The 20,026-nt window shown below is 26.1% G+C and carries 25 protein-coding genes and 1 other annotated feature (1 of these 26 running past the window's edge); all 25 genes read right to left on the bottom strand.

Annotated elements, in window-relative coordinates; translation table 4 throughout:
• Positions 1–9 (bottom strand) — a sequence feature (ribosomal protein L10 leader region) (it extends 152 nt beyond the left edge of the window).
• Between the two features lie 53 nt (positions 10–62).
• Positions 63–599 (bottom strand): hypoxanthine phosphoribosyltransferase, encoded by a 537-nt coding sequence (gene hpt / locus SCANT_RS00210; RefSeq protein WP_053945732.1) that lies wholly within the window; start codon positions 597–599, stop codon positions 63–65.
• 80 nt (positions 600–679) lie between these two features.
• On the bottom strand, positions 680–1,672 hold the full coding sequence (locus SCANT_RS00205) for an aldo/keto reductase (RefSeq protein ID WP_083434183.1): 993 nt from the start codon (positions 1,670–1,672) through the stop codon (positions 680–682).
• Between the two features lie 17 nt (positions 1,673–1,689).
• Positions 1,690–2,055, bottom strand: a complete 366-nt coding sequence (locus SCANT_RS00200; protein WP_053945731.1) for a MerR family transcriptional regulator — start codon at positions 2,053–2,055, stop codon at positions 1,690–1,692.
• A gap of 102 nt (positions 2,056–2,157) precedes the next feature.
• The gene (locus tag SCANT_RS00195) at positions 2,158–2,946 is read right to left on the bottom strand and encodes a Cof-type HAD-IIB family hydrolase (protein WP_053945730.1); all 789 of its coding nucleotides are present in this window, start codon (positions 2,944–2,946) and stop codon (positions 2,158–2,160) included.
• Positions 2,947–3,012: 66 nt separating this feature from the next.
• Positions 3,013–3,699 carry a 50S ribosomal protein L1 gene (gene rplA / locus SCANT_RS00190; protein ID WP_053945729.1) on the bottom strand — a complete coding sequence of 229 codons (687 nt, stop codon included), beginning with the start codon at positions 3,697–3,699 and terminating at the stop codon, positions 3,013–3,015.
• Between the two features lie 2 nt (positions 3,700–3,701).
• The gene (gene rplK, locus SCANT_RS00185) at positions 3,702–4,136 is read right to left on the bottom strand and encodes a 50S ribosomal protein L11 (protein WP_053945728.1); all 435 of its coding nucleotides are present in this window, start codon (positions 4,134–4,136) and stop codon (positions 3,702–3,704) included.
• Positions 4,137–4,262: 126 nt separating this feature from the next.
• Positions 4,263–4,775, bottom strand: coding sequence for a peptidylprolyl isomerase (locus tag SCANT_RS00180; RefSeq protein ID WP_053945727.1), 513 nt, complete (start codon positions 4,773–4,775; stop codon positions 4,263–4,265).
• A 65-nt stretch (positions 4,776–4,840) separates the two neighbouring features.
• Positions 4,841–5,467 carry a transcription termination/antitermination protein NusG gene (gene nusG, locus SCANT_RS00175; RefSeq protein ID WP_053945726.1) on the bottom strand — a complete coding sequence of 209 codons (627 nt, stop codon included), beginning with the start codon at positions 5,465–5,467 and terminating at the stop codon, positions 4,841–4,843.
• 12 nt (positions 5,468–5,479) lie between these two features.
• Positions 5,480–5,890: a preprotein translocase subunit SecE gene (gene secE, locus SCANT_RS00170; RefSeq protein WP_053945725.1), complete on the bottom strand. Its 411-nt coding sequence runs from the start codon at positions 5,888–5,890 to the stop codon at positions 5,480–5,482.
• A gap of 2 nt (positions 5,891–5,892) precedes the next feature.
• Complete coding sequence (rpmG, locus tag SCANT_RS00165; RefSeq protein WP_020835970.1) at positions 5,893–6,051, bottom strand: 50S ribosomal protein L33; 159 nt, start codon at positions 6,049–6,051, stop codon at positions 5,893–5,895.
• A gap of 27 nt (positions 6,052–6,078) precedes the next feature.
• Positions 6,079–6,711 carry a hypothetical protein gene (locus SCANT_RS00160; protein ID WP_053945724.1) on the bottom strand — a complete coding sequence of 211 codons (633 nt, stop codon included), beginning with the start codon at positions 6,709–6,711 and terminating at the stop codon, positions 6,079–6,081.
• A gap of 19 nt (positions 6,712–6,730) precedes the next feature.
• On the bottom strand, positions 6,731–7,450 hold the full coding sequence (gene rlmB, locus SCANT_RS00155) for a 23S rRNA (guanosine(2251)-2'-O)-methyltransferase RlmB (RefSeq protein ID WP_053945723.1): 720 nt from the start codon (positions 7,448–7,450) through the stop codon (positions 6,731–6,733).
• The gene (gene cysS / locus SCANT_RS00150) at positions 7,450–8,781 is read right to left on the bottom strand and encodes a cysteine--tRNA ligase (protein WP_053945722.1); all 1,332 of its coding nucleotides are present in this window, start codon (positions 8,779–8,781) and stop codon (positions 7,450–7,452) included. The genes rlmB and cysS overlap by 1 nt, the downstream gene beginning before the upstream one ends.
• Before the next feature lie 21 nt (positions 8,782–8,802).
• The gene (locus tag SCANT_RS00145; RefSeq protein ID WP_053945721.1) at positions 8,803–9,708 is read right to left on the bottom strand and encodes a hypothetical protein; all 906 of its coding nucleotides are present in this window, start codon (positions 9,706–9,708) and stop codon (positions 8,803–8,805) included.
• 11 nt (positions 9,709–9,719) lie between these two features.
• Complete coding sequence (locus SCANT_RS00140; protein WP_053945720.1) at positions 9,720–10,388, bottom strand: uracil-DNA glycosylase; 669 nt, start codon at positions 10,386–10,388, stop codon at positions 9,720–9,722.
• Entirely contained in the window at positions 10,388–12,145 is a 1,758-nt protein-coding gene (locus SCANT_RS00135) for a hypothetical protein (RefSeq protein WP_053945719.1), read from the bottom strand. The genes SCANT_RS00140 and SCANT_RS00135 overlap by 1 nt, the downstream gene beginning before the upstream one ends.
• 34 nt (positions 12,146–12,179) lie before the next feature.
• Complete coding sequence (locus SCANT_RS00130) at positions 12,180–13,541, bottom strand: lipoprotein (RefSeq protein WP_053945718.1); 1,362 nt, start codon at positions 13,539–13,541, stop codon at positions 12,180–12,182.
• 59 nt (positions 13,542–13,600) lie between these two features.
• Positions 13,601–14,953: a replicative DNA helicase gene (dnaB, locus tag SCANT_RS00125; protein ID WP_053945717.1), complete on the bottom strand. Its 1,353-nt coding sequence runs from the start codon at positions 14,951–14,953 to the stop codon at positions 13,601–13,603.
• Positions 14,953–15,399: a 50S ribosomal protein L9 gene (gene rplI / locus SCANT_RS00120; RefSeq protein WP_053945716.1), complete on the bottom strand. Its 447-nt coding sequence runs from the start codon at positions 15,397–15,399 to the stop codon at positions 14,953–14,955. Before rplI ends, dnaB begins: the two co-directional genes overlap by 1 nt.
• A gap of 59 nt (positions 15,400–15,458) precedes the next feature.
• Positions 15,459–15,680, bottom strand: a complete 222-nt coding sequence (gene rpsR / locus SCANT_RS00115) for a 30S ribosomal protein S18 (RefSeq protein WP_053945715.1) — start codon at positions 15,678–15,680, stop codon at positions 15,459–15,461.
• Positions 15,681–15,696: 16 nt separating this feature from the next.
• Positions 15,697–16,146: a single-stranded DNA-binding protein gene (locus SCANT_RS00110; RefSeq protein WP_053945714.1), complete on the bottom strand. Its 450-nt coding sequence runs from the start codon at positions 16,144–16,146 to the stop codon at positions 15,697–15,699.
• A 21-nt stretch (positions 16,147–16,167) separates the two neighbouring features.
• Positions 16,168–16,734 (bottom strand): 30S ribosomal protein S6, encoded by a 567-nt coding sequence (rpsF, locus tag SCANT_RS00105; RefSeq protein ID WP_083434181.1) that lies wholly within the window; start codon positions 16,732–16,734, stop codon positions 16,168–16,170.
• A gap of 111 nt (positions 16,735–16,845) precedes the next feature.
• Positions 16,846–17,457 carry an IspD/TarI family cytidylyltransferase gene (locus SCANT_RS00100; protein ID WP_053945713.1) on the bottom strand — a complete coding sequence of 204 codons (612 nt, stop codon included), beginning with the start codon at positions 17,455–17,457 and terminating at the stop codon, positions 16,846–16,848.
• A 48-nt stretch (positions 17,458–17,505) separates the two neighbouring features.
• Entirely contained in the window at positions 17,506–18,513 is a 1,008-nt protein-coding gene (locus SCANT_RS00095) for a class-II aminoacyl-tRNA synthetase family protein (RefSeq protein WP_053945712.1), read from the bottom strand.
• Positions 18,513–20,024 carry a lysine--tRNA ligase gene (gene lysS / locus SCANT_RS00090; RefSeq protein WP_053945711.1) on the bottom strand — a complete coding sequence of 504 codons (1,512 nt, stop codon included), beginning with the start codon at positions 20,022–20,024 and terminating at the stop codon, positions 18,513–18,515. Before lysS ends, SCANT_RS00095 begins: the two co-directional genes overlap by 1 nt.
• Positions 20,025–20,026 lie beyond the last annotated feature (2 nt).

Raw genomic sequence — 20,026 nt, 5'->3', positions numbered from 1 at the left:
CACTTATATAATAACATATTTAGAACCTCTAATAGCCATATTTTTAATTTTTTAGTATAGCATTAATTTTCATCTTCAATAGTATAAATTTGGTCTAATTGTCTATATAAATCATCAATTTCAAAACCATAACCTACTACAAATTTATTTGGTACCTTGAAAAGAGATCTATAATTATACTTAAAATCTTCATGGCATCCTTCTTTATCAGCCAGAGTGATTATCTCTAATGTTTTAGGATTAAGTGTTTGCAAATACTCATAAACATTTGTTAGCGTTCTACCTGTATCAATAATATCTTCAATTATTAAAACATGCTTATTTTCTATAATAGGTTTGACAATCTTTTTATGAAATTTCACCTTTCTTGTCGACTCAGTTCCTAAATAACTTGATATAGAAATTGTATCCATTTTAATTGGCATATTTAATTTTCTTGCTAAATCTGCAAAAAAGAAAACGGAACCATTAAGTATCATTATAAGACTTATCTGTTCTCCCTGAAATTTGTCATTTAATTCATTTGCTAAAATTGTGATCTCTTTTTCAATTTCTTGTTTTGAAATTAATAAATTAAGTTTGTGTTTAATATTTATCATAGTTTTCTCCTAAAAAAATTATAAATGATTTAAAAAAAGTTGTTTATTAATAAACAACTTTTAAGTAATTTTAAATATTTTTAAGTTCTATCAATTGCTTTATTAGTAGCTTCATTATATCTTTCTCCAATAAGTTCAATTTGATCAAGTCTTTTTTTAATTTCATTTAATTCTTCTTGTGTAAATTTAACATCAGCTCCTGTTAAATTTTCTTCTAATCTTTCAATCCTTTTTGTACCAGGAATTGGAACAATTCAATCTTTTTGCGCTAAAACTCAACCAATTGCAACAGCTGCACTTGTAGTTTTTTTCTTTTCTGCTAATTCTTTAACAAATTCTACTAATTTAAGATTTGCTTTTAAATATTCCTTATTTTGAAATCTTGGTATTGTTAATCTAAAATCACCAGGTTCTAATTTTGTATTTAAATCAATTGTTCCAGTTAAGAAACCTCTTCCTAAAGGAGAGAATGGAACAAAACCAATTCCTAATTCTTCAAGTGTAGGTATAATCTCTTTTTCTGGATCTCTTCAAAATAATGAGTATTCACTCTGTAAAGCAGTTACTGGGAAAACTTTATGAGCTTTTCTTATAGTATTTGCAGAAGCTTCACTTAATCCTCAATGTTTAATTTTACCTTCTTTATGAAGTTGTTTCATAACTTCTGCAACTTCTTCTATTGGAGTATTTGGATCTACTCTGTGTTGATAAAATAAATCAATATAACTAGTTCTTAATCTTTTCAAACAACCATCTATTGCTCTTCTTATATTTTTTTCACTGCTATCAATTCCGCCTCTTGTTCCATCGTCATTGTAACTAAATCCAAATTTTGTTGCAATAACAACCTTATCTCTAAAAGGTTCTAGTGCTTCTCCTAAAATCTCTTCATTATTAAAAGGGCCATATATTTCAGCAGTATCAAAAAATGTTACACCTTTTTCATATGCTTTTCTAATAAAATCAACAGCTTCTTGTTTTGTTGGAAATGGAGGAAATGAGAAACTTAATCCCATACACCCTAAACCAATTTCAGATACTATTAAATCTTTTCCTAATTTTCTTGTTTTCAAAATTTTTATCACCTTTCTTATTTATCTAATTTTTTAAAATATAAACCTTTTTTGTATTCAATAAATTCAATTTGTTCTTGAATATCTTTAAGTTTATTCAAAACAATATTTTCCTGTTTTAATATCATTTCATATCTTTGTTTTATAGAAGAATCACCTTGCTCAACAAAATCTAAATATTTTTTAATTTCTTTTAATGACATACCTGTTTTCTTTAGGCAAATAACTGTTTTGGGAAAAGCTAAATCGTCTTCAAGAATAAAACGATAATTATTTTTATCTCTTTGTAATTTTGGTATTAAACCCCGTGAGTCATAATATCTTAAAGCAGATTCGTTTATTTTAAGAATTTTTGCTAACTCGTTTAAATATATTTTATCCATGCACTTCTCCATTTTCTAAATAGATTAACTTTCAAAGGTGATCCCTCATTTAAAATTATAATTCATTAAAGTTACTTTAAGGCAATAGTAAATTTGATTTATTTAAAAGTTTTTTATTTCAAAAACATTACTTATGATATGTTTAGCTGCTTTATCAACTCCTGGTTGATGATTTTTCATAGCAAAAGAATTTTTTGTATATTGAAGCATTTCAATATCATTCTCACCATCTCCACTTGTATAGATATCTTCAGATGAAAATTTATTAAGCTCTTGGATAACTTTAATTCCGTAAGCTTTTGAGACATCCTCTCTCATTATTTCAATAACATTTTTATGTGTTCTTACTGCTTTACAACCTTTTATTTTTCCTTCTAATAATTTTTTAACTTCTTCAATTTGTGATTCTGCTAGAAAGAAATACAATAAATTTAAATCTTTTGAATTTAAAATATCATGATTACCTTGTTCAAAATTATTATGAGTAGAAGCATATTTCTTTAAAAAGAAATTATCATAAACTTCAGGTTGATCAACTTTTGAATAACTCATTCTTTTATCTTTTAAACAATAACCTAAAACATACTTCTCTTTTAAAGTGTCAAAAATTTTAATTATTTCTTCTCTTGATTCTTTGGGAATTGAAGCATTTGCAATTACTCCCTTACCATTTTCATAAATTACTGCTCCATTATTACAAATCATATAGTCATATGGTATATTAGCTTTTTCTAGAACTGGCTGAATTTCGTGCTCCATTCTTCCAGTTGCTATTGCAAATTTATTACCCTCCTTAATTCACTCTTTAATAAATTCTAAATCTCTTGGATCAATATAATCATTATGTGTCAAATTAATTGTTCCATCATAATCTGAAAATCATCATTTCATAGTTTCATTTCCTTTCTTAATTATTATAAAATAAAAAAATAAAAATCTCACAATTGTGAGATTTTACTAGTTTTCAATAAGAACTTTGATTCCAGGACCCATAGTTGTTGAAAGAGATATATTTTTAATATATGTACCTTTAACTGCTGCTGGTTTTGCTTTTTTGATTACATCAAAAATTGCTGTATAGTTTTTCATTAAATTTTCTTCATTAAATGAAACTTTACCTAATATTGAGTGAACATTTCCCTCTTTATCAGTTCTATATTCAACTTTACCTTTTTTAATTTCATCTAAAGCTTTTGCTACATCCATTGTAACTGTTCCTGTTTTAGGGTTTGGCATTAATCCTTTTGGTCCTAAGACTTTACCAATTTTACCTAATTCAGCCATCATTTCTGGAGTTGCAACAATGATATCAAAATCAAATCAATTTTCTTTTGCTATTTTGTTAATTAAATCTTCTGCTCCTACAAAATCTGCTTTTGCATCTTCAGCTTCCTTAACTTTTGTTTTTGTTAGAACTAAAACTTTTTGAGTTTTACCTGTTCCACCAGGCATTACAATTGCCCCTCTTATTTGTTGGTCTGCATGTCTTGGATCTACATTTAAGTTAAATGCAATTTCAACAGTTGAATCAAATTTAGTAACTGAAGTTTCTTTTGCTAATTTAATAGCTTCTGCAATTGGGTATAATTTAGTTTTATCAACTTTTTGGTTAACAGCTTTTAATTTTTTACTTAATTTTGCCATTATTATTTACCTTCTTTTTCTGGCATTCCAGTAACTTTAATACCCATATTTCTTGCTGAACCTTCAATAATTCTCATCGCTGCTTCAATTGTGTTTGCATTTAAATCTTCCATTTTATATTCAGCAATTTTTTTAACATCTTCTGCTGTAATAGTTGCAACAGTTTCAGTTCCTGATTTTGATGATCCTTTAGTAATTCCTGCAGCTTTTTTTAGCATAAATGCTGCTGGAGTAGTTTTTAAAATGAAATCAAAAGATTTATCATCATAAGCTGTAATAACTACAGGCACTACCTCTCCAGCTCTATCTTTAGTGGCATCATTAAATTGTTGTGTGAATTGAGGCATGTTAATTCCTAGTGAAGCTAATTCTGCACCAGGTTTTGCTTGCATTGCCATAAATTCTAATTTTGCTATACGTGTGATTCTTTTTGCCACGAACAACACCTCCTGTTTTCGCTGTGGTCCTAACGTAATGATATGCATTTGCTTATCTTACTTCCACAATTAAAATCTGCCATAAATAATAATAACACAATTTAAAAATAAAATGAATCCCTTTTATTAAATAAGATTCATTGTTTCTATAATGATTGGTTCTGTTGGTACATCATCATGATAATCATGTGTTGTTGTTTCACAATTGCTAATTTCCAAAGCTATTTTTAAACTTTCTTCATTTGATAGTTTTCCAAACGAAGCATACTGACCATCTAAAAAACTAGCATCTCCTGTAACAATAAAAAATTGGCTAGTGGCACTATTCATATCATTTGTTCTTGCCATTGATAATACTCCAGGTAGATGTTTTAAATTTGTTGCATTTTTATTTCAACCATTAATTGAAAATTCTCCTTTAATTGGTTCTAGACCACCTTTTTCATTCATTTTAACATCCATTCCTCCACCTTGAATCATAAAGTCCTTTATAACTCTGTGAAATATTAATCCGTCAAAATATTTATTTTTTATTAAGTTTACAAAATTTTCAACTGATATTGGTGCTAACTCTGGGAAAAGCTCAGCTTGCATTTTTTTGCCATCTTTTAAAATTATTTCAAATTTAATTATTTTCATATTTAATTACCTCATAAAATAATAATACAAGAAAATAAAAGAACTTTGTATAAACAAAGTTCAAATTAATTGATATAAGCTTTTTCTAAATTCGAAAATTCAAATTCTGTTTGTGTAATTCTTCCAAATAATTCAATATTAACAATAGCAATTCCCTTTTCGAAATCCATCTCAATAACTTGACCTTCAGTGCCTGCAAATGGACCATCCTTCACTCTTACAACTTCTTTTGTAGTGAATTTTGCAGTAAACAACACTTTTTCTTTTTTAGGTTGATTTGCATTACCTTTTGATGTTTTTTCATTTTTATCTTGTTGACTATTTTGTTCTAACATTCTTGAAACTTCTTCAACTGTTAATGGTAAAGGTTTCGCACCTTTTCCTGATGAACCAATGAAACCAGTTACTCCTGGAGTATTTCTTACAATAAATCAAGTTTCATCAGTCATATTCATATTAATGAATAGATATCCTGGAAATTTATTTTTTTCATTAATTTTATTATTTTTTCCTACAACAGGTCCTTTTGAAATTCTAATATCGAATATTCTATCCTCTAATCCTGATGTTTCAATTTTTTGAAGTAAGTCAGCTCTAACACGGTCTTCGTGTCCACTATTACAATTAATTACAAATCATTGTCCTTTATAAGATGCTAATTCATCTTCTAAGTCAAATAAGCGTTGTTCCATGATAATCTCCTTTTAAATAATTTTAATAAGTTCAAATAAGCTTTGAAATCCTCAGTCAACAAAGAAAAAGAATACTCCAAAGATTGCAATAAATATTATAACTCATAAAAATTTTGTTCCTAAATTTTTTCTTGAAGATCATTGTATTTTATTTACTTCTTTAAGAAACTTAATAGGTGCCTCTTTTATAGCTAATTTGTAATTTATTTTTTCTTTTTCTTTTTTTACTTTTCTTTTTTTAGCTGCTTTGATTTTTCCTTCTTGTGTACCATCATGCCCCTCAAACTCATTAAATAGTTTAGTAAATTCTTCTTTTTTCTCTTTCTTTAGAGTCTTTTTACTATCTTTTTGAGCTTTTTTGTCTTGAATTTTCTTTAATTTTTCTTGAGCTTTTTGCTCTTTTGAATTATTTTTATCAGACATATTTATCTTGTCTCCTTATGTAAAACATGTGCATTACAAGTAATACAATGTTTTTTAATTTGCAATCTCTCTCTTTGAGAAATAGTACTTTTTTGAATAGTATAATTTCTTGAAAGGCACTCACTACAAACTAATATAACTTTCTTTTTTGATTGTGGCATGAAAACACTCTCTTCTTTTCTTACATATTATATATTAGAACTATCTTTAATAAAACCCTTAAAAAGAATTTTTAGTTTTTCTTTAAATTCCAAAAAATCCTTTCTTTTAATTTTTAATTTACTAATAATCTCTTTTTGACTATATCCTTTATACATCATTTTTGCAATAAGAGCTTCTTTTTCTAAGCACTCATACTCTATGAAATTTTTTAAGGTTTTTCTAATATAGAGATTTTTCTGTTCTTCATTATATATTTGCAAAGAAAATTTATCAATATCTCTATCAATAAAAGTCTGACCCTCTTCTGTGATTCCACTTCTAAATGAGTTTATTATTAATAGAGTTATTTTTCTTTTATCCCTTTTAAGATATTTTGCATAATCTAAGATACGTCTCTTAATTATAAAATTTGCATAAGCTAATAAAGGCACTTTTCTATTTATATCAAATTTGCTTTTAATCTCTTTAAGTGCAAAAAAAACGTGTGATGTAAAATCATCTTTATCCAATTGGAGATAACCTAACTTGATATGTTCTGTGTTAATAATTTTTATTACAGATTTTTGAAAATGTAATAATTCCTTTTCAGAAATTTCATTTCCAAATTCTATTCTTATTGTTTCTTTAATTGCGTCTAACGCGCCATATTTATTTGGCATTTATTGTTCCTTTCAAAAATTACTTTTTAGATAATTCAAAAAGGATTATTCCTGTTGCAACAGAAACATTTAACGAGTCAATCACGTTATTAGTTTCAATTTTAAAAGTGAAATCTGACATTTCTATGATTTTACTTCCAATTCCATTTCCCTCATTCCCTATAATTATTACTGATTTATTATCAAAATCGATTTCCCCAATGGATTTACTTTCCTCATTTAAATAAGAACTATATATCCAAAATCCCCTATCTTTTAAGCTGCTAATTGCAGATTTAAGATTACTAACTTTGATGATTGGCACATTATAAATCGTTCCCGCAGAAGCTTTCATAACTGCTGGTGTAACTTGAACTTGATTGGTTTCTTGTATAATAATCCCATCAACTCCAAAAAGACTAGCAGTTCTAATAATTGATCCAAAATTTTGTGGATCTTGTATTTTATCTAAAATCAAAACTTTTTGTTTTAATTTTGAATTATTATAGAAGTCTTTTAATTCAAGATAATTGAAGTCCTTTACTTGTGCAATTAAACCTTGATGATTAACTCCATCTTTTATTAGTGAGTTAAACTCTTGCCTTTCCAAAGAGTGTCATTCCAAATTTTTTTGTTTTATGATACTAAAAATTTCTGGATCAAATGCGTGACCTTTCAAAATAAAAACTTGCTTAATTTCATCTATAAAGTTTTTAATTGTATTTTCAACTGCATTTTTTCCATAAATATAGTTTTTCATTAAATGATATTCTCCTGTTTAAGAGTTTCTCTCAATTTATCTGCTTTGTCAAACTTTTTTTGAGAAACTAAAATCTTTCACTCTTTTATTTTTTCAATATCTAGCTTATCTAATTTTTTTATATTAAAATTGAAGCCTAAAACTTTTAAAATAGATAGTAATTTTTTATAAGTTAAATCTACTTTTTTATTTTTCATTTGAATGTTAATGCTTTTACACATTTCATCAATAAGTGAAATTATCATTGGAGTATTTAAATCGTCATTTAATAGAGATTTAAAATTTGTAATGTATTTATAAGAATTAAAATCTTCATCAATTGGAGTTTCATTTATCAATATTAATTGCCCAATTGCAGTAGATCAATTAATAGTCTTTAACAATGACTCAATTTTTGAAACTCAATCAAGTGATTGATTAATTAAATCTTGAGAGATATTTAAAGGTTGTCTATAATTTGAATTTAAGAATATGTATCTTAATGAATTTGCTCCATTTTCTTCTAAAAAATCTTTAACAAGAATTGTATTTTTAAGAGATTTAGACATTTTAACATCTTCAATTGAAATATGACCATTATGCAATCAAATGTTTGATAATTCTTTTGAATTCTTTGCAATATATTGAATTCTTTCATTCTCATGATGAGGAAATTTCAAGTCAATTCCTCCAACATGAATATCAATTGTATCTTTAAAAAAGTCATCTATTAAAAGAGCACATTCTGTATGTCATCCTGGTCTCCCAAACCCTCATTTAGAAAGTCATTTTTTACCAGTTTTTGTTTTTTTTCAAAGAATAAAATCCTGAGGATTTTTTTTATTTTCGTCTACTTCAATTCTTTCACCGTTATTTAGATTATTAATATTTTGATTTGACAAAGATCCATACTGGTTATTTCATTGACTTATATCAAAATAGACATTACCTTTTTTTTCATAAGCAAATCCTTTTTTCAATAGATCATCAATAAAAATTAAAATTTCACTTATTTTTGAAGAAATTGGTGTTATCAAAGTTGGAGATTTAATATTCAAATTCTTAAGATCATTTAAAAAAGCATCAGAATAGATTTTAGCATGATCTTCTTCTGTAATATTATTTTCAGCAGCTCTTTGAATTATTTTGTCATCAATATCTGTAATATTTAAAAGATATTTATATTTGATTTCCATGTATTCTAGATATCTAACAATAATGTCAGTTAAAATTAAAGGTCTTGCATTACCAATATGAATAAAATCATAAACCGTAGGACCACAACTATAAATACAAAATTTAGGAACATCAATCTCAACAAATTCTCTTTTTAAAGAATCATATAATTTCATTTATTTTTACCTCTAGTATCACTATCTATCTCGTTTAATCAATGGAGCTACAGCTTTATAAGTTAAATATAAAACCGCAGAATTAAATATTATTTTTAATGGAGCTTGAACAAGTCTTCCAATAAACATTGCTGTATAACCACCTTCTGATGGTATTCCTAAAAATCCTGCATCACCTCATGCAGAAATGACGGCTGTTACCAAATACTCTGATGCTGTTGCAAAAAGTATTATTGGCAATAGCACATGTAAGGTCTTTCTTTGCCCTTTGAATAAAAGTGCAAAATAAATTATTCAAAATAATCCAAGACAAATAATTATTGAGCCTAAAAAAATTCATTTATAAACCTCTTTAGAAACCTCAAAACTTAAAATCTTAATTTTTTCATCATCTGGGTAAGCACTAATTACAAACACTATAAAAATAGCAAATAAAATTAAAAATAAATTAATTAAAAGTACTGGTACTCAATTATAACCCTTACCTAGTCTTAAAAAACTTGACCCGATACCTGCAATAAACCCATAACAAATTATTACAATTATAAAAGCTGGGTGAATAAATGAAGGTACAAAAATCATAACTAAAACTTCTGTAATAAGAGCAACTAAAACTCCAATTATTGGACCAAAAATAAAGCCCGTTATTTTTACCATAACACCTTCAAATGCAATTCTAATTGGCGGAAAGACAGTAATTGGTAAAGTTAATGAAATAACAACAGTAACACTTACATTTATTGCTGTAAACATTGTTATATAAGCAATATTTTTTGTAGTAAATCTTATACCATGGTATCTTTCTTTAAGAACTCAATATGAAACTGCATTATAAAAAAAATAAATAGCAATAAAGAAACCTATAAATGCAGACATTGCATAGGCCATATTATTACCCTCTAATAACCATTTACTAATGTTGTTCATATTTTTGCTCCTTAGTATTCTCAAAAAATTTCTTTTTTATTATTATTTTTCAGCATTAAGTTTATTTTTGAAAAAGGTTTACTATTTTCAAAACCATTTTTAAAACTAAATGGTGACGGATGAGCAGAAAAAATAATTTCGTTCTCATTTTTAAATACAAGACTATTATATAGTTTTTTTGCAAAATTTCCCCACAAACAAAAAATTATATCCTTGTTAACTTTATTAATTTGATTTAAAATTTTTAAAATTATTTTATCTCAGCCTAAATTTTTATGAGAATTTGGTATTCCCTTTTCAACTGTCAAACAAGAGTTAATTAAAAAAACTCCTTGTTTAACTCAATTTGATAAATCATTATTTTGCGAATGGTCAATACCAAGATCACTTCTTAATTCTTTAAAAATATTTCTTAAACTTGGCGGAGTTCTAACATTATTGGATACACTAAAAGCTATTCCATTTGCTTGATTTTTACCATGATAAGGGTCTTGTCCAATAATTATTACTTTAATATCTTGAGGTTTAATCAGATTAAACACTTTAAAAATATCTTCTTTTTTAGGATATATATTTTCAAAATCTTCTATTTTATTAATAATGCTATTGATATCTTTAATAATATCATCAGTAGAAAATAACTCTATTCACTCTTCGCTTAATTCTTTTAATATATTCATTATTTAAGTAACTTTTCGTATTTCTTTCTAGAATTTTCTTCTCTTTTTTTTATTTTTCTTAATTGTTTTTTTTCTTTTTTAGATAGTTGTGTTTCTTCAAAATCTTCTAATTGTGCATCTTTCCTAGGAGTAGAAAATATTTGATCATCTTCTAAAACTGGTCCCAAATCAATTACATTAGGATCACTTTTTTTTAATGGTATAACCTCAGAATCTAATTTTTCTTGATATTGTTCATTAAGATCTTCCGGATTAAAATCATCAAATTCAGTATCATCAATAGTTATATTTTCATTTTTAGATTTTAATTGTTCTATTTCATTTACTTCTTTATTTTCTTGATGTTCCTTAATTAATTCACTTGCAACCTCACTTAGATATAAAGTTGGAGTTTCATTAAAATCAGCACTCACTGTTGGCAAATCTTCAAGACCTAATATTTTACCTTTTTCATTTTGAATTCCAGAACTATCTTTATTTGATATTTGAGTTTCATTAAAATCTTGATTAATCATTTTTAGATCATCTTCTAAAATAAAATTTTCTTGATTACTTTTTGTTTCAATATTTTCTTCATAATTAGAAAAATTACTCATTTCTTTATATGCAGAAACTTCTCCTAAACTATCATCATCTGTATTATTTATAAATTTTTTTCCCTCTTGAATAATAGCTCCCAATTTATCTTCTTCAAATAAACTTGAATCAATTGAAATAGTATTATCATTAAATCCAAACTTAAATTCTTCATTTTCATTCTCATTTTCATTTTCATTTTCATTCTCAGGATATTGTTGTAAATCTTTAAAATTTTGAACTGTTTGATTAATTTCTATATCTTCATCACTATTTAAATTATTTTCTTTTTCAAGTTCTTCATAGTTTTGTCTTTCTTGAAATCTTCTAAATTCTTCATAGCTTTGCTTTTCTTGAAGTTCTTTTAATTTTTCATTTTTTTGCTTTTCTTCAAGCTCTTTTAATTCTTGAATTCTTTGTTCAATTTGAATATTTTGATTATCTATAATAGCTTGATTCTGTTCATTTTTTAATTTGTCAGAAATACTATTTACCTTTCCACTTAAATTAAGTAGTTGATCAGAAAGATTATTTATTTGACCTGATAATTTATTTGAGTTAGACTGTTCTTGATTAAAATAATTGTTTGGTTGATTATACATATCATTATTAAAATTAGTTGGAGGTTGAGGATATCCAACACTTTGAAATGGTGCTCCTGGTGCACTATTTTGACCATTCATTATTCCGAAATTTTGTGTTGGACCATTATATGTCGGATAAACTGGTTGTTGCATAGGTGGATAACCATAAACTGGTTGTTGCATAGGTGGATAACCATAAACTGGTTGTTGTACACTAGGATAAGTTGAATGGATAAAATTTTGTACAATACTTGGTACTTCGCTTTTTCCAGAATCTTGTTGTGGTATTCCATTTTGGACATTATTTATTAATTCCGGTTTTGTTACTCTATTTTCATTTAAATATTGGTCAGATACTCCATAAGGTGCTGTTTTCCCTAATTTTAATTTAAATGGATCTTCATGTATTGCAGCATTTTTAGAGAAATTATTTTTTTGAGGTTGTTCTCAATTAGAAAGACTCTTATTGCCAGTTTTAATAAGAGATTGTATAAATTTATTGGCTTCCAATTCTCCAATGAAAGAGGCCACTATTTGATTGGTTCTTCCATCAACTATATTAAAAAAATCATTTTCAAATTTTACGTAGTAATTCATAGTGAACCTCTCATTCCTATTTTTTATTAATTTTTTATTTTTCTTTTTCTATTTCCAATTTTACCTTTTTCAAATCTTTAAATACATTGCTATTACCAGGTTTAAAAATTTCTTCATTCGTAAATTGATAAATACTTGGTTCATATCAATATATAACTTCATCTTCTCTTTTTTTATCTTTATCATCAAAACCTTTTTCTAAGGTAATTCCATTTAATTGATAACCTACAAATAAATTTTCTAAAGTAAGTCTAATTATATAGTTTTTTTCCTTAGGAGAATATTTATTATCCTTGGGCACATTAAATAAAAAGTCTATACTTAACTGCTGTCCTTCATCTGATTTTCCATAAATGAAAGTTCTTTTATTATTTTCTTTAAAACCTACAACCTGTGCTTGCATTGATTTTCCATCATTTGTAGTATAAAAATTAACACCCTCTGATATATCTTTTCTTTCTTCAACTGGGTTACCTTCACTAGATTTAATAAAACTTGCTTTAGTTTGAGAAAAATTCTTTTCAAATTTTCCAGGCATTAAAATACCATTTTTAAATTTTTCATCAACTTTATTTAATTGAGTATGTAAAACTTTAAATTGATCTTGAGATAATTTATTTACTCCCAAATCCTCTTTCATTTTATCACTTCCAGAGTCTTTGATTTTTGTATAAAGTTCCTTTGCTTCTGTCTCAGACATATTATAGATTTTTTTATCTTTATATTTAGTAAAATCTCCACTATTAAAATAATCTTTGTATTTTGTTTTCTCTCATGTAAGTTCAATATAATCTTTAAGATTTTTGGGATTTTCATTTTGATTCTCTTCAATTTTTTGAACTTTACCATCTTTGTATTCAATTTTTGTATTCATTGTTAAGACTTTTTCTGATTTATAAACCGAAGCTTTTGAAGCTGATCACTTATCATTTTCGCTTGCTAACTCAGATTTTTCAATACCTAAGTCATAATTAATTTCGACAAAATTTGAATTTATTGGAGCCTCATAATACTTTTGAAAATTGTCATTGTCATTATCATCTTGACTATTATCAATGAACTCAATAAAATCTTTTGGACCATCATTAAAGATTTTCTCTAAAGACATTGCTATTCCTTTTTCACCTAAAAAAGTCTTTGCTTCATTTTTTTTCTCACCAATGTATTTACTTTCAGTGAAAGATAAAGATTCCAAAACTAAATTAGCTAAAATAGGTAGAGTAGCCACACTACCAAAAAGCTTTTGAAAGCCTACTTTTTCATTGGCAATTTTAAATTCATCTTTTCCATCGACTTTAAATTTTACTGGATTTGTTTCAATACCACAAGATACAACAGCTGATACACTTGGGGCAACAACTAGTAATGAACCTAAAACTGACAATAACTTTTTCATAATTTAACCTCTTTTAAAAAATCTTTATTATATTTTACCTTATTTTAAGCAAAAAAGCATTAGGAATTTTTAGACTGATCAATAAATTTACCATAACTTCTAAGAAAGTTTACTTTAATAAGTCCTGTAGCTCCATTACGATGTTTTGATATTATAACATCTGTTTCATCAGTTGGATCTTCAGAAGTTAAATTATATTCCTTTGTTTTATAATAGGCATCTCTATATAAAAACATAATTATATCTGCATCTTGCTCAATAGCACCACTATCTCTTAAGTCAGACATAAGAGGTGTCTTTTCTTCTCTTTTTTCAACACTACGTGATAATTGTGATAAACAAATTATTGGCATATTTAATTCACGAGCTATTTTTTTTAAATGTCTAGAAATAGTTGCCACTTCATTTTGTCTACTGTCAAATTTATTTGACATAGAAGATATTAATTGCAAGTAATCAATAAAACAAATTTCTACTCCAAAATCTCTTTTCATTTTTCTTAGTTTTGATTGTAATTGTAAAACAGTAATTCCTGGAGTATCATCAATAACAATATTCATATTTTTTATTTGTTCTCCCCCAGCAGTAATCCTAGCTCATTTTTCTGTTGTAAGTCCTTGGGCATTTCTTAAAGAACTAGACTCTATACCAGAAATTGAACTTAGAATACGCTGAACTAATTGTTCCTTAGGCATTTCTAAAGAAAAGAAAGCAACTCCCTTTTGTCTTTCAGCTGCATTTACAGCAAGGTTAAGTGCAAAGGCAGTTTTACCCATTGATGGACGAGCAGCTAAAATTATAAAGTCTCCCTTTTGTCATCCATTAGTAATTTGATCTAAATCTGAAAACCCTGATGGAACTCCATTTACTAAACCACCATTTTTTTCTAAAGCTTCAATTTTTTTAATAACATCTACTACAGTTTCTTTAACTTCAGTTGCGTCATCTTTTTTAACATCTGTTTTTATATTCAAGATTTTTTGTTGAGCAATAACAAAAACCTCATCAATTGGTGATTTACTTTCCCTCAATTGTTTAATGTGTATTAGTGCTCTATCTAATTGTCTTCCAATTGAATTTTTAAAAACTATTTCAACATAATCTTCAAAACCCTCATCTGTATAAAAGTATCCTGAAACATCAGATAAATATGAAACTCCTCCAACTTTTTCAAGTACTTTTTTATCCTCCAAATATTCTGCAAGTTTTGTAATTGTTATATTTTGACTATTAATTGAAACTGTATTTATAGCTTCAAAAATAATTTGATGTTTTTCTAAACTAAAATCTTCTGAATTTAGTTGTGTTAAAATATCAAAACTTGCTTTTGGTGAATGCATTGCAATTGCTAATACTGCTTTTTCTGAATCAATTAAAACACTTTCAATATTAATATCTATATTTTCTTTCATTATTCTGTACCCTCTACAAAGATTTTCAAAGTAGCAATAATTTTTAAATCAAGTTTTATTTTTAAATAATACAATCCAAGCTTATTAATATTTTCATGTTTTTCAAATTTTCTTTTATCTAAATCTATTGAAAATTCCTTTTTGATTCTATCTGTAATTTGTGAAAGTGAAACTGAACCGAAGGGTTTACCATCCTTTGTTTTTATTTTAAAATTCAATTCAAGAGTTTCAAGTTTATTTTTTAAATTATTTAATTCGATTTCCTTATCTTTTTTTACTTCTTCTTCTTTTCTTTTTCTAACATTTAAATGACTTAAGTCACCTTTTGATGCGACAATTGCCAATCCCTTTGGAATTAAAAAATTTGTTGCATATCCATCTGATACATTTACAACATCATCTTTTTTACCATAATTTTTTACATCAGTTAATAGAATTACTTTCATTTATTTCACCTTAATAATTATAACAAATAAAAAAACACCTTGGTGGTGTTTAAAAATTATTATTGAACTACGAATGGTAAAAGTCCCATACCTCTTGCTCTTTTAATTGCAATAGCTAACATTCTTTGATGTTTAGGTGATGTACCTGTTACTCTTTTTGGTAATATTTGCCCATTAGCTGATATAAATTTTTTTAAAAGATCTACATCTTTATAGTCAATATAATCGATATTGTTTTTTGCAAAGAAATTAACTTTTTTTCTTCTTACAAATTTTTTCATTTTTTATTCTCCTCTTTTAGTCTTCTCATAAAATTGAATCATCATTTGAAGATTTTGAATCATCTATTAAATCAAAATCAAAATTATTTGATGATGGTTGAGCGGTTGGTTTTGATTGATTTGATTCAAATGAATTGTTTGACCCAGATTGATTATTACTTCCTGTCCCATTTAAAAATTCTATTCTGTTAGCTCTAACTGTAACAATTTGTGAAAATTGTCCGTTATTATTTTCTTGCCTAACATTAATTGAACCCTCAACAGAAATTTGAGCTCCCTTTTTTACAAATTTAGCCAAATTTTCAGCTGTTTTTTCTCATGCAAAACAAGGTACAAATTGTGTAAATTGATTTCCACCAGAAAACTCATTAACAGCTAGTGTGAATGCAACAAAAGATTTTCCATTTGATGAACTTCTAAGTTCGGGGTCCTTTGTTATTCTTCCAATTAAATTTACTGAGTTCATTTAAATTCTCCTTCAAATATTTTAAGCAACTTCATCTTTAGATTTTGGTGCTTTTACTTCTTTAGTTTCAGTTTTAGAAGTATCTTTTGGTTTTACTTCTTTTACTTCTTTTACTTCTTTTACTTCTTTTACTTCTTTTACTTCTTTTACTTCTTTTTGAATTTTTGCTTCGCTAAATTCTTGTGGTTGACTATTATCATCTCTTCTTGGCATTCTTCTATCGAATCCTCTTGAAGGTTTTTTCTCTTCTTTAAATTTTGACATATCAGTTTTTGATAATTTTGTTGATTGAATATATCTTTTTTCATTTTCAGTATTAATTACTTGATATCTCACAACGTTTTTATCAATTCTTGAAACACGCTCAAATTCATTAATATTTGTAGAGTCTGTTTCTGCAATTACTACAGTATAGTAACCTTTTTTCTTTTTCTTAATTACATATGCAAAATCTTTTAAACCTCAATCTTCTGATTCTAAAATTTTTCCACCATTATTAGTAAGTATGTCATGTAATTTCTTTTGTACAGCTTTAATATCTGTAACATCTTGATCAATAATATACATTATTTCGTATTTTCTAATCATATTCTATCTCCTTATGGTCTTTTGGCCTAGTTAAAGGCAAGGAGTTAATAAAAATTAACTCGCTTATTTATTATATAGTAAAAATTAATGTTTATTCAAGATAGATTGAAATTAAGAGTAACTTTTTAAATCATTTTTAAAAGTTATCTTAATATTTTTATCATCACCATCAATAAATTTAATTTTATTATTTTGTTTTTCAATTAATTGGCAATCATCAAAAGCTTCAATGTTTTTTTTCTCATAAGCCTCTTTTATTAATTCAGTTTTAAACCCTTGAGGTGTTTGAGTTTGAATGTATTCTTCTCTATTGACAGTTTTAATTTTATTATTTTTAATAAGCTTTAAACAATTTGTGATTTTTAAAACTGGTACTACACAATCATGGAGCTTTAAATTTTCTATAATAGAAATAATTAAATTTTTGGATATAAAAGGTCTTGCTCCATCATGAATTAAAACATATTTTTGTTTACAAACTGCTAAACCTTTTTTTACAGATTCTGATCTTGTAGCTCCTCCCTCAATTAAAATAATTTTATTATCTTTAATTACATTAAAAACTTCTTTATTTGAAACCAAAATAATCTCTTTAATATCTTTAATATTATAAAAATTACTTATTGTTTGATTTACTAAAAATTGATTTTCAATTTTAACTAACATTTTATTTTGTCCAAATCTTTCACTTGAACCATTTGCAACAATAATTAAGGACACCATTTTTTATCACCTTTCTAATTATAAATAAAAACCACAACAGAGTTGTGATTAAAAAATATTAATGTTATTTGACTTACAATACTCTACAAAATCTTTACCTCATATTGAAGAGTGAACTTCCCCAATATGTTGCTTTTCAAGAATTGTCATAACAACTCTATTTATTAAAACCCCAATTGATAAAGTTAAAGGTAGCTCATTTGATTTTATTAAATGATTATACTCATTATTGATTTTGCTATTTTCTTTTAATATTAAATTTTGTTCTTTTAAAGTTTTTCTATCAACTTGAAAACCTGCATAAGCAACTGAAATAGATTTTTCACATTCACCATTATAAATATAAAGTTTAGAGTAAGTTTTTAAATTAAAAACATCTTCTGAAAACTGACCAATATTTTTTTGATTAAGGATTCTTTCAACATAATTTTGAATTACAAAACTACCATTATCTTTTCCAAATTTATTTAATCTTTCAGTAAAAGTCAATAACGGATATAATTCTTTAAGCTTATTATAAGTTACAAAAGTTAAAGTCTTTGAATAATGAAAATTATTTAACTCTTCAAATTTTTCACTAATTTTTAAATCAATAGAGCATAAAAGCTTATAAATATCTATTAAAGTATTATTTAAAAATTCCATTTCAACTTCTTCAACTAGAATTTCCAATCCTATTTCTTCATATATTAATGAATTTGTATTATCTAAAATAGCATCTCTATTAACTGTAATAAAATTAGTTATTATACCTTTTATGTTTTGCTCACTATTTTCTAAATTCCTTAAAAAGTATCTTCTTCATTTATTGTTAGCTTGCATAATTTCACCATATTCATTTTGACTTACTATATCAAAATCAATTGGTCTTTTTGTTTGTTGAAAATCATCATTTAATCATACTGCCTTATTTGTTATTAAAGCACTTGATGTATTCAATAAATTAAATTTATTTTTTAAAGAGAAAAAAATATTTTCCTTAATGAATTCTATTCCCTTAATTGTATCTTTGAAATTTAATTTTGATACATATCCTAAAGCTATACCATATTTCATTAGATACCTCTTGGTTTCATTTGAGGGAAGAGCAATACATCTTTTATTGAATCAGAATTTGTCAATAGCATAACCATTCTATCAATTCCAATTCCAATTCCAGCTGTTGGAGGCATTCCATATTCTAAAGCTTCTATAAAATCAATATCCATATCATTTGCTTCATCATTTCCTGCATCTGCTTCTTTTATTTGATCCATAAATCTTTCATACTGATCAATTGGGTTATTTAATTCAGCAAAAGCATTTGCGTATTCTCTGTTAATAATGAATAATTCAAATCTATCAGTAAATCTTGAATCCTTTGCATTTAATTTTGAAAGCGGCGAAATTTCTTTTGGATGTCCTCAAACAAAAGTTGGTTCAATAATTTTGGCCTCTACAAATTCTTCAAAAAATAAATTAATAATATGGCCAACTGAGAAATGATGTTTATCAACTTTAATTTTATGTTTTTTAGCAATTTCGCAAGCTTCTTTAAAAGTCATTTTTTTTCAAAAATCTACACCACAAACTTCTTTAATTGCATCAACCATATGTCATCTTTTAAAAGGTTTTGCTAAATCTAAATCATGACCAGCATAATTTATTTTTGTAGTTCCTCTAACAGCTAATGAACATTGTTTAAATAATTCTTCACATAGATTCATTAAAAAATCCATATTTTTATAAGCAACATAAAGTTCCACAGAAGTAAATTCGGGATTATGTCTTGTACTTATACCTTCATTTCTAAATATTCTTCCAATTTCATAAACTCCATCAAAGCCACCTACTATACATCTTTTTAAATGTAATTCAGTTGCAATTCTTAAAAAGAAATCATTGTCGAGTGCATTATAATGAGTTATAAAAGGCTTTGCACTTGCTCCACCTCTTACAGATTGTAAAATTGGAGTTTCAACTTCCATATATCCCTTTGAATCTAAAATTGATTGAATAGTTCTTATAATTTTTGTTCTATCAATAAAAACTTGTTTTGATTCAGGATTGACAATTAAATCTACATACCTTCTTCGATATTTTTCTTCAATATCTGCAATACCAAGATGTTTATCTGGTAATGGTTTTAAAGCCTTTGTAAGTAATTTAGCATTTTTAACTCGAATAGTTAATTCACCATGATCTGTTTTCATCATGATACCCTCAATACCAATAATATCTCCAAGATCTAAATCTCTAAAATATTCAAATTCTTTTTCACCTATTTCATCTTGTCTTACATAAATTTGCAATGATGTATCTTGATCTTGAATATTTCCAAAAATCGCTTTTTTACCTGCTTCTCTAAAAAGTCTTATTCTTCCTGCTGTAGAAATTTTAATTTTTGTTTTTTCTTGTAGTTCTTCTTTTGAAAATGAAGAAAATGTTTCTTTTAATTCATTTAAAGAATGAGATTTATTAAATTCATTTTCAATAAATGGATCTCTCTTATCTTGAATAAGTTTTTTCAATTTTTCTCTTCTAATATTTTCTTGCTCTGAAAAATTTCTTTCAAAATTATTGCTCATTT

The organism is Spiroplasma cantharicola, assembly GCF_001281045.1.
In the GTDB taxonomy this organism is placed as follows: domain Bacteria; phylum Bacillota_I; class Bacilli_A; order Mycoplasmatales; family Mycoplasmataceae; genus Spiroplasma_A; species Spiroplasma_A cantharicola.
Note: the sequence above shows the minus strand (reverse complement) of the source record. Positions and strands in the feature narration are given on the sequence as shown.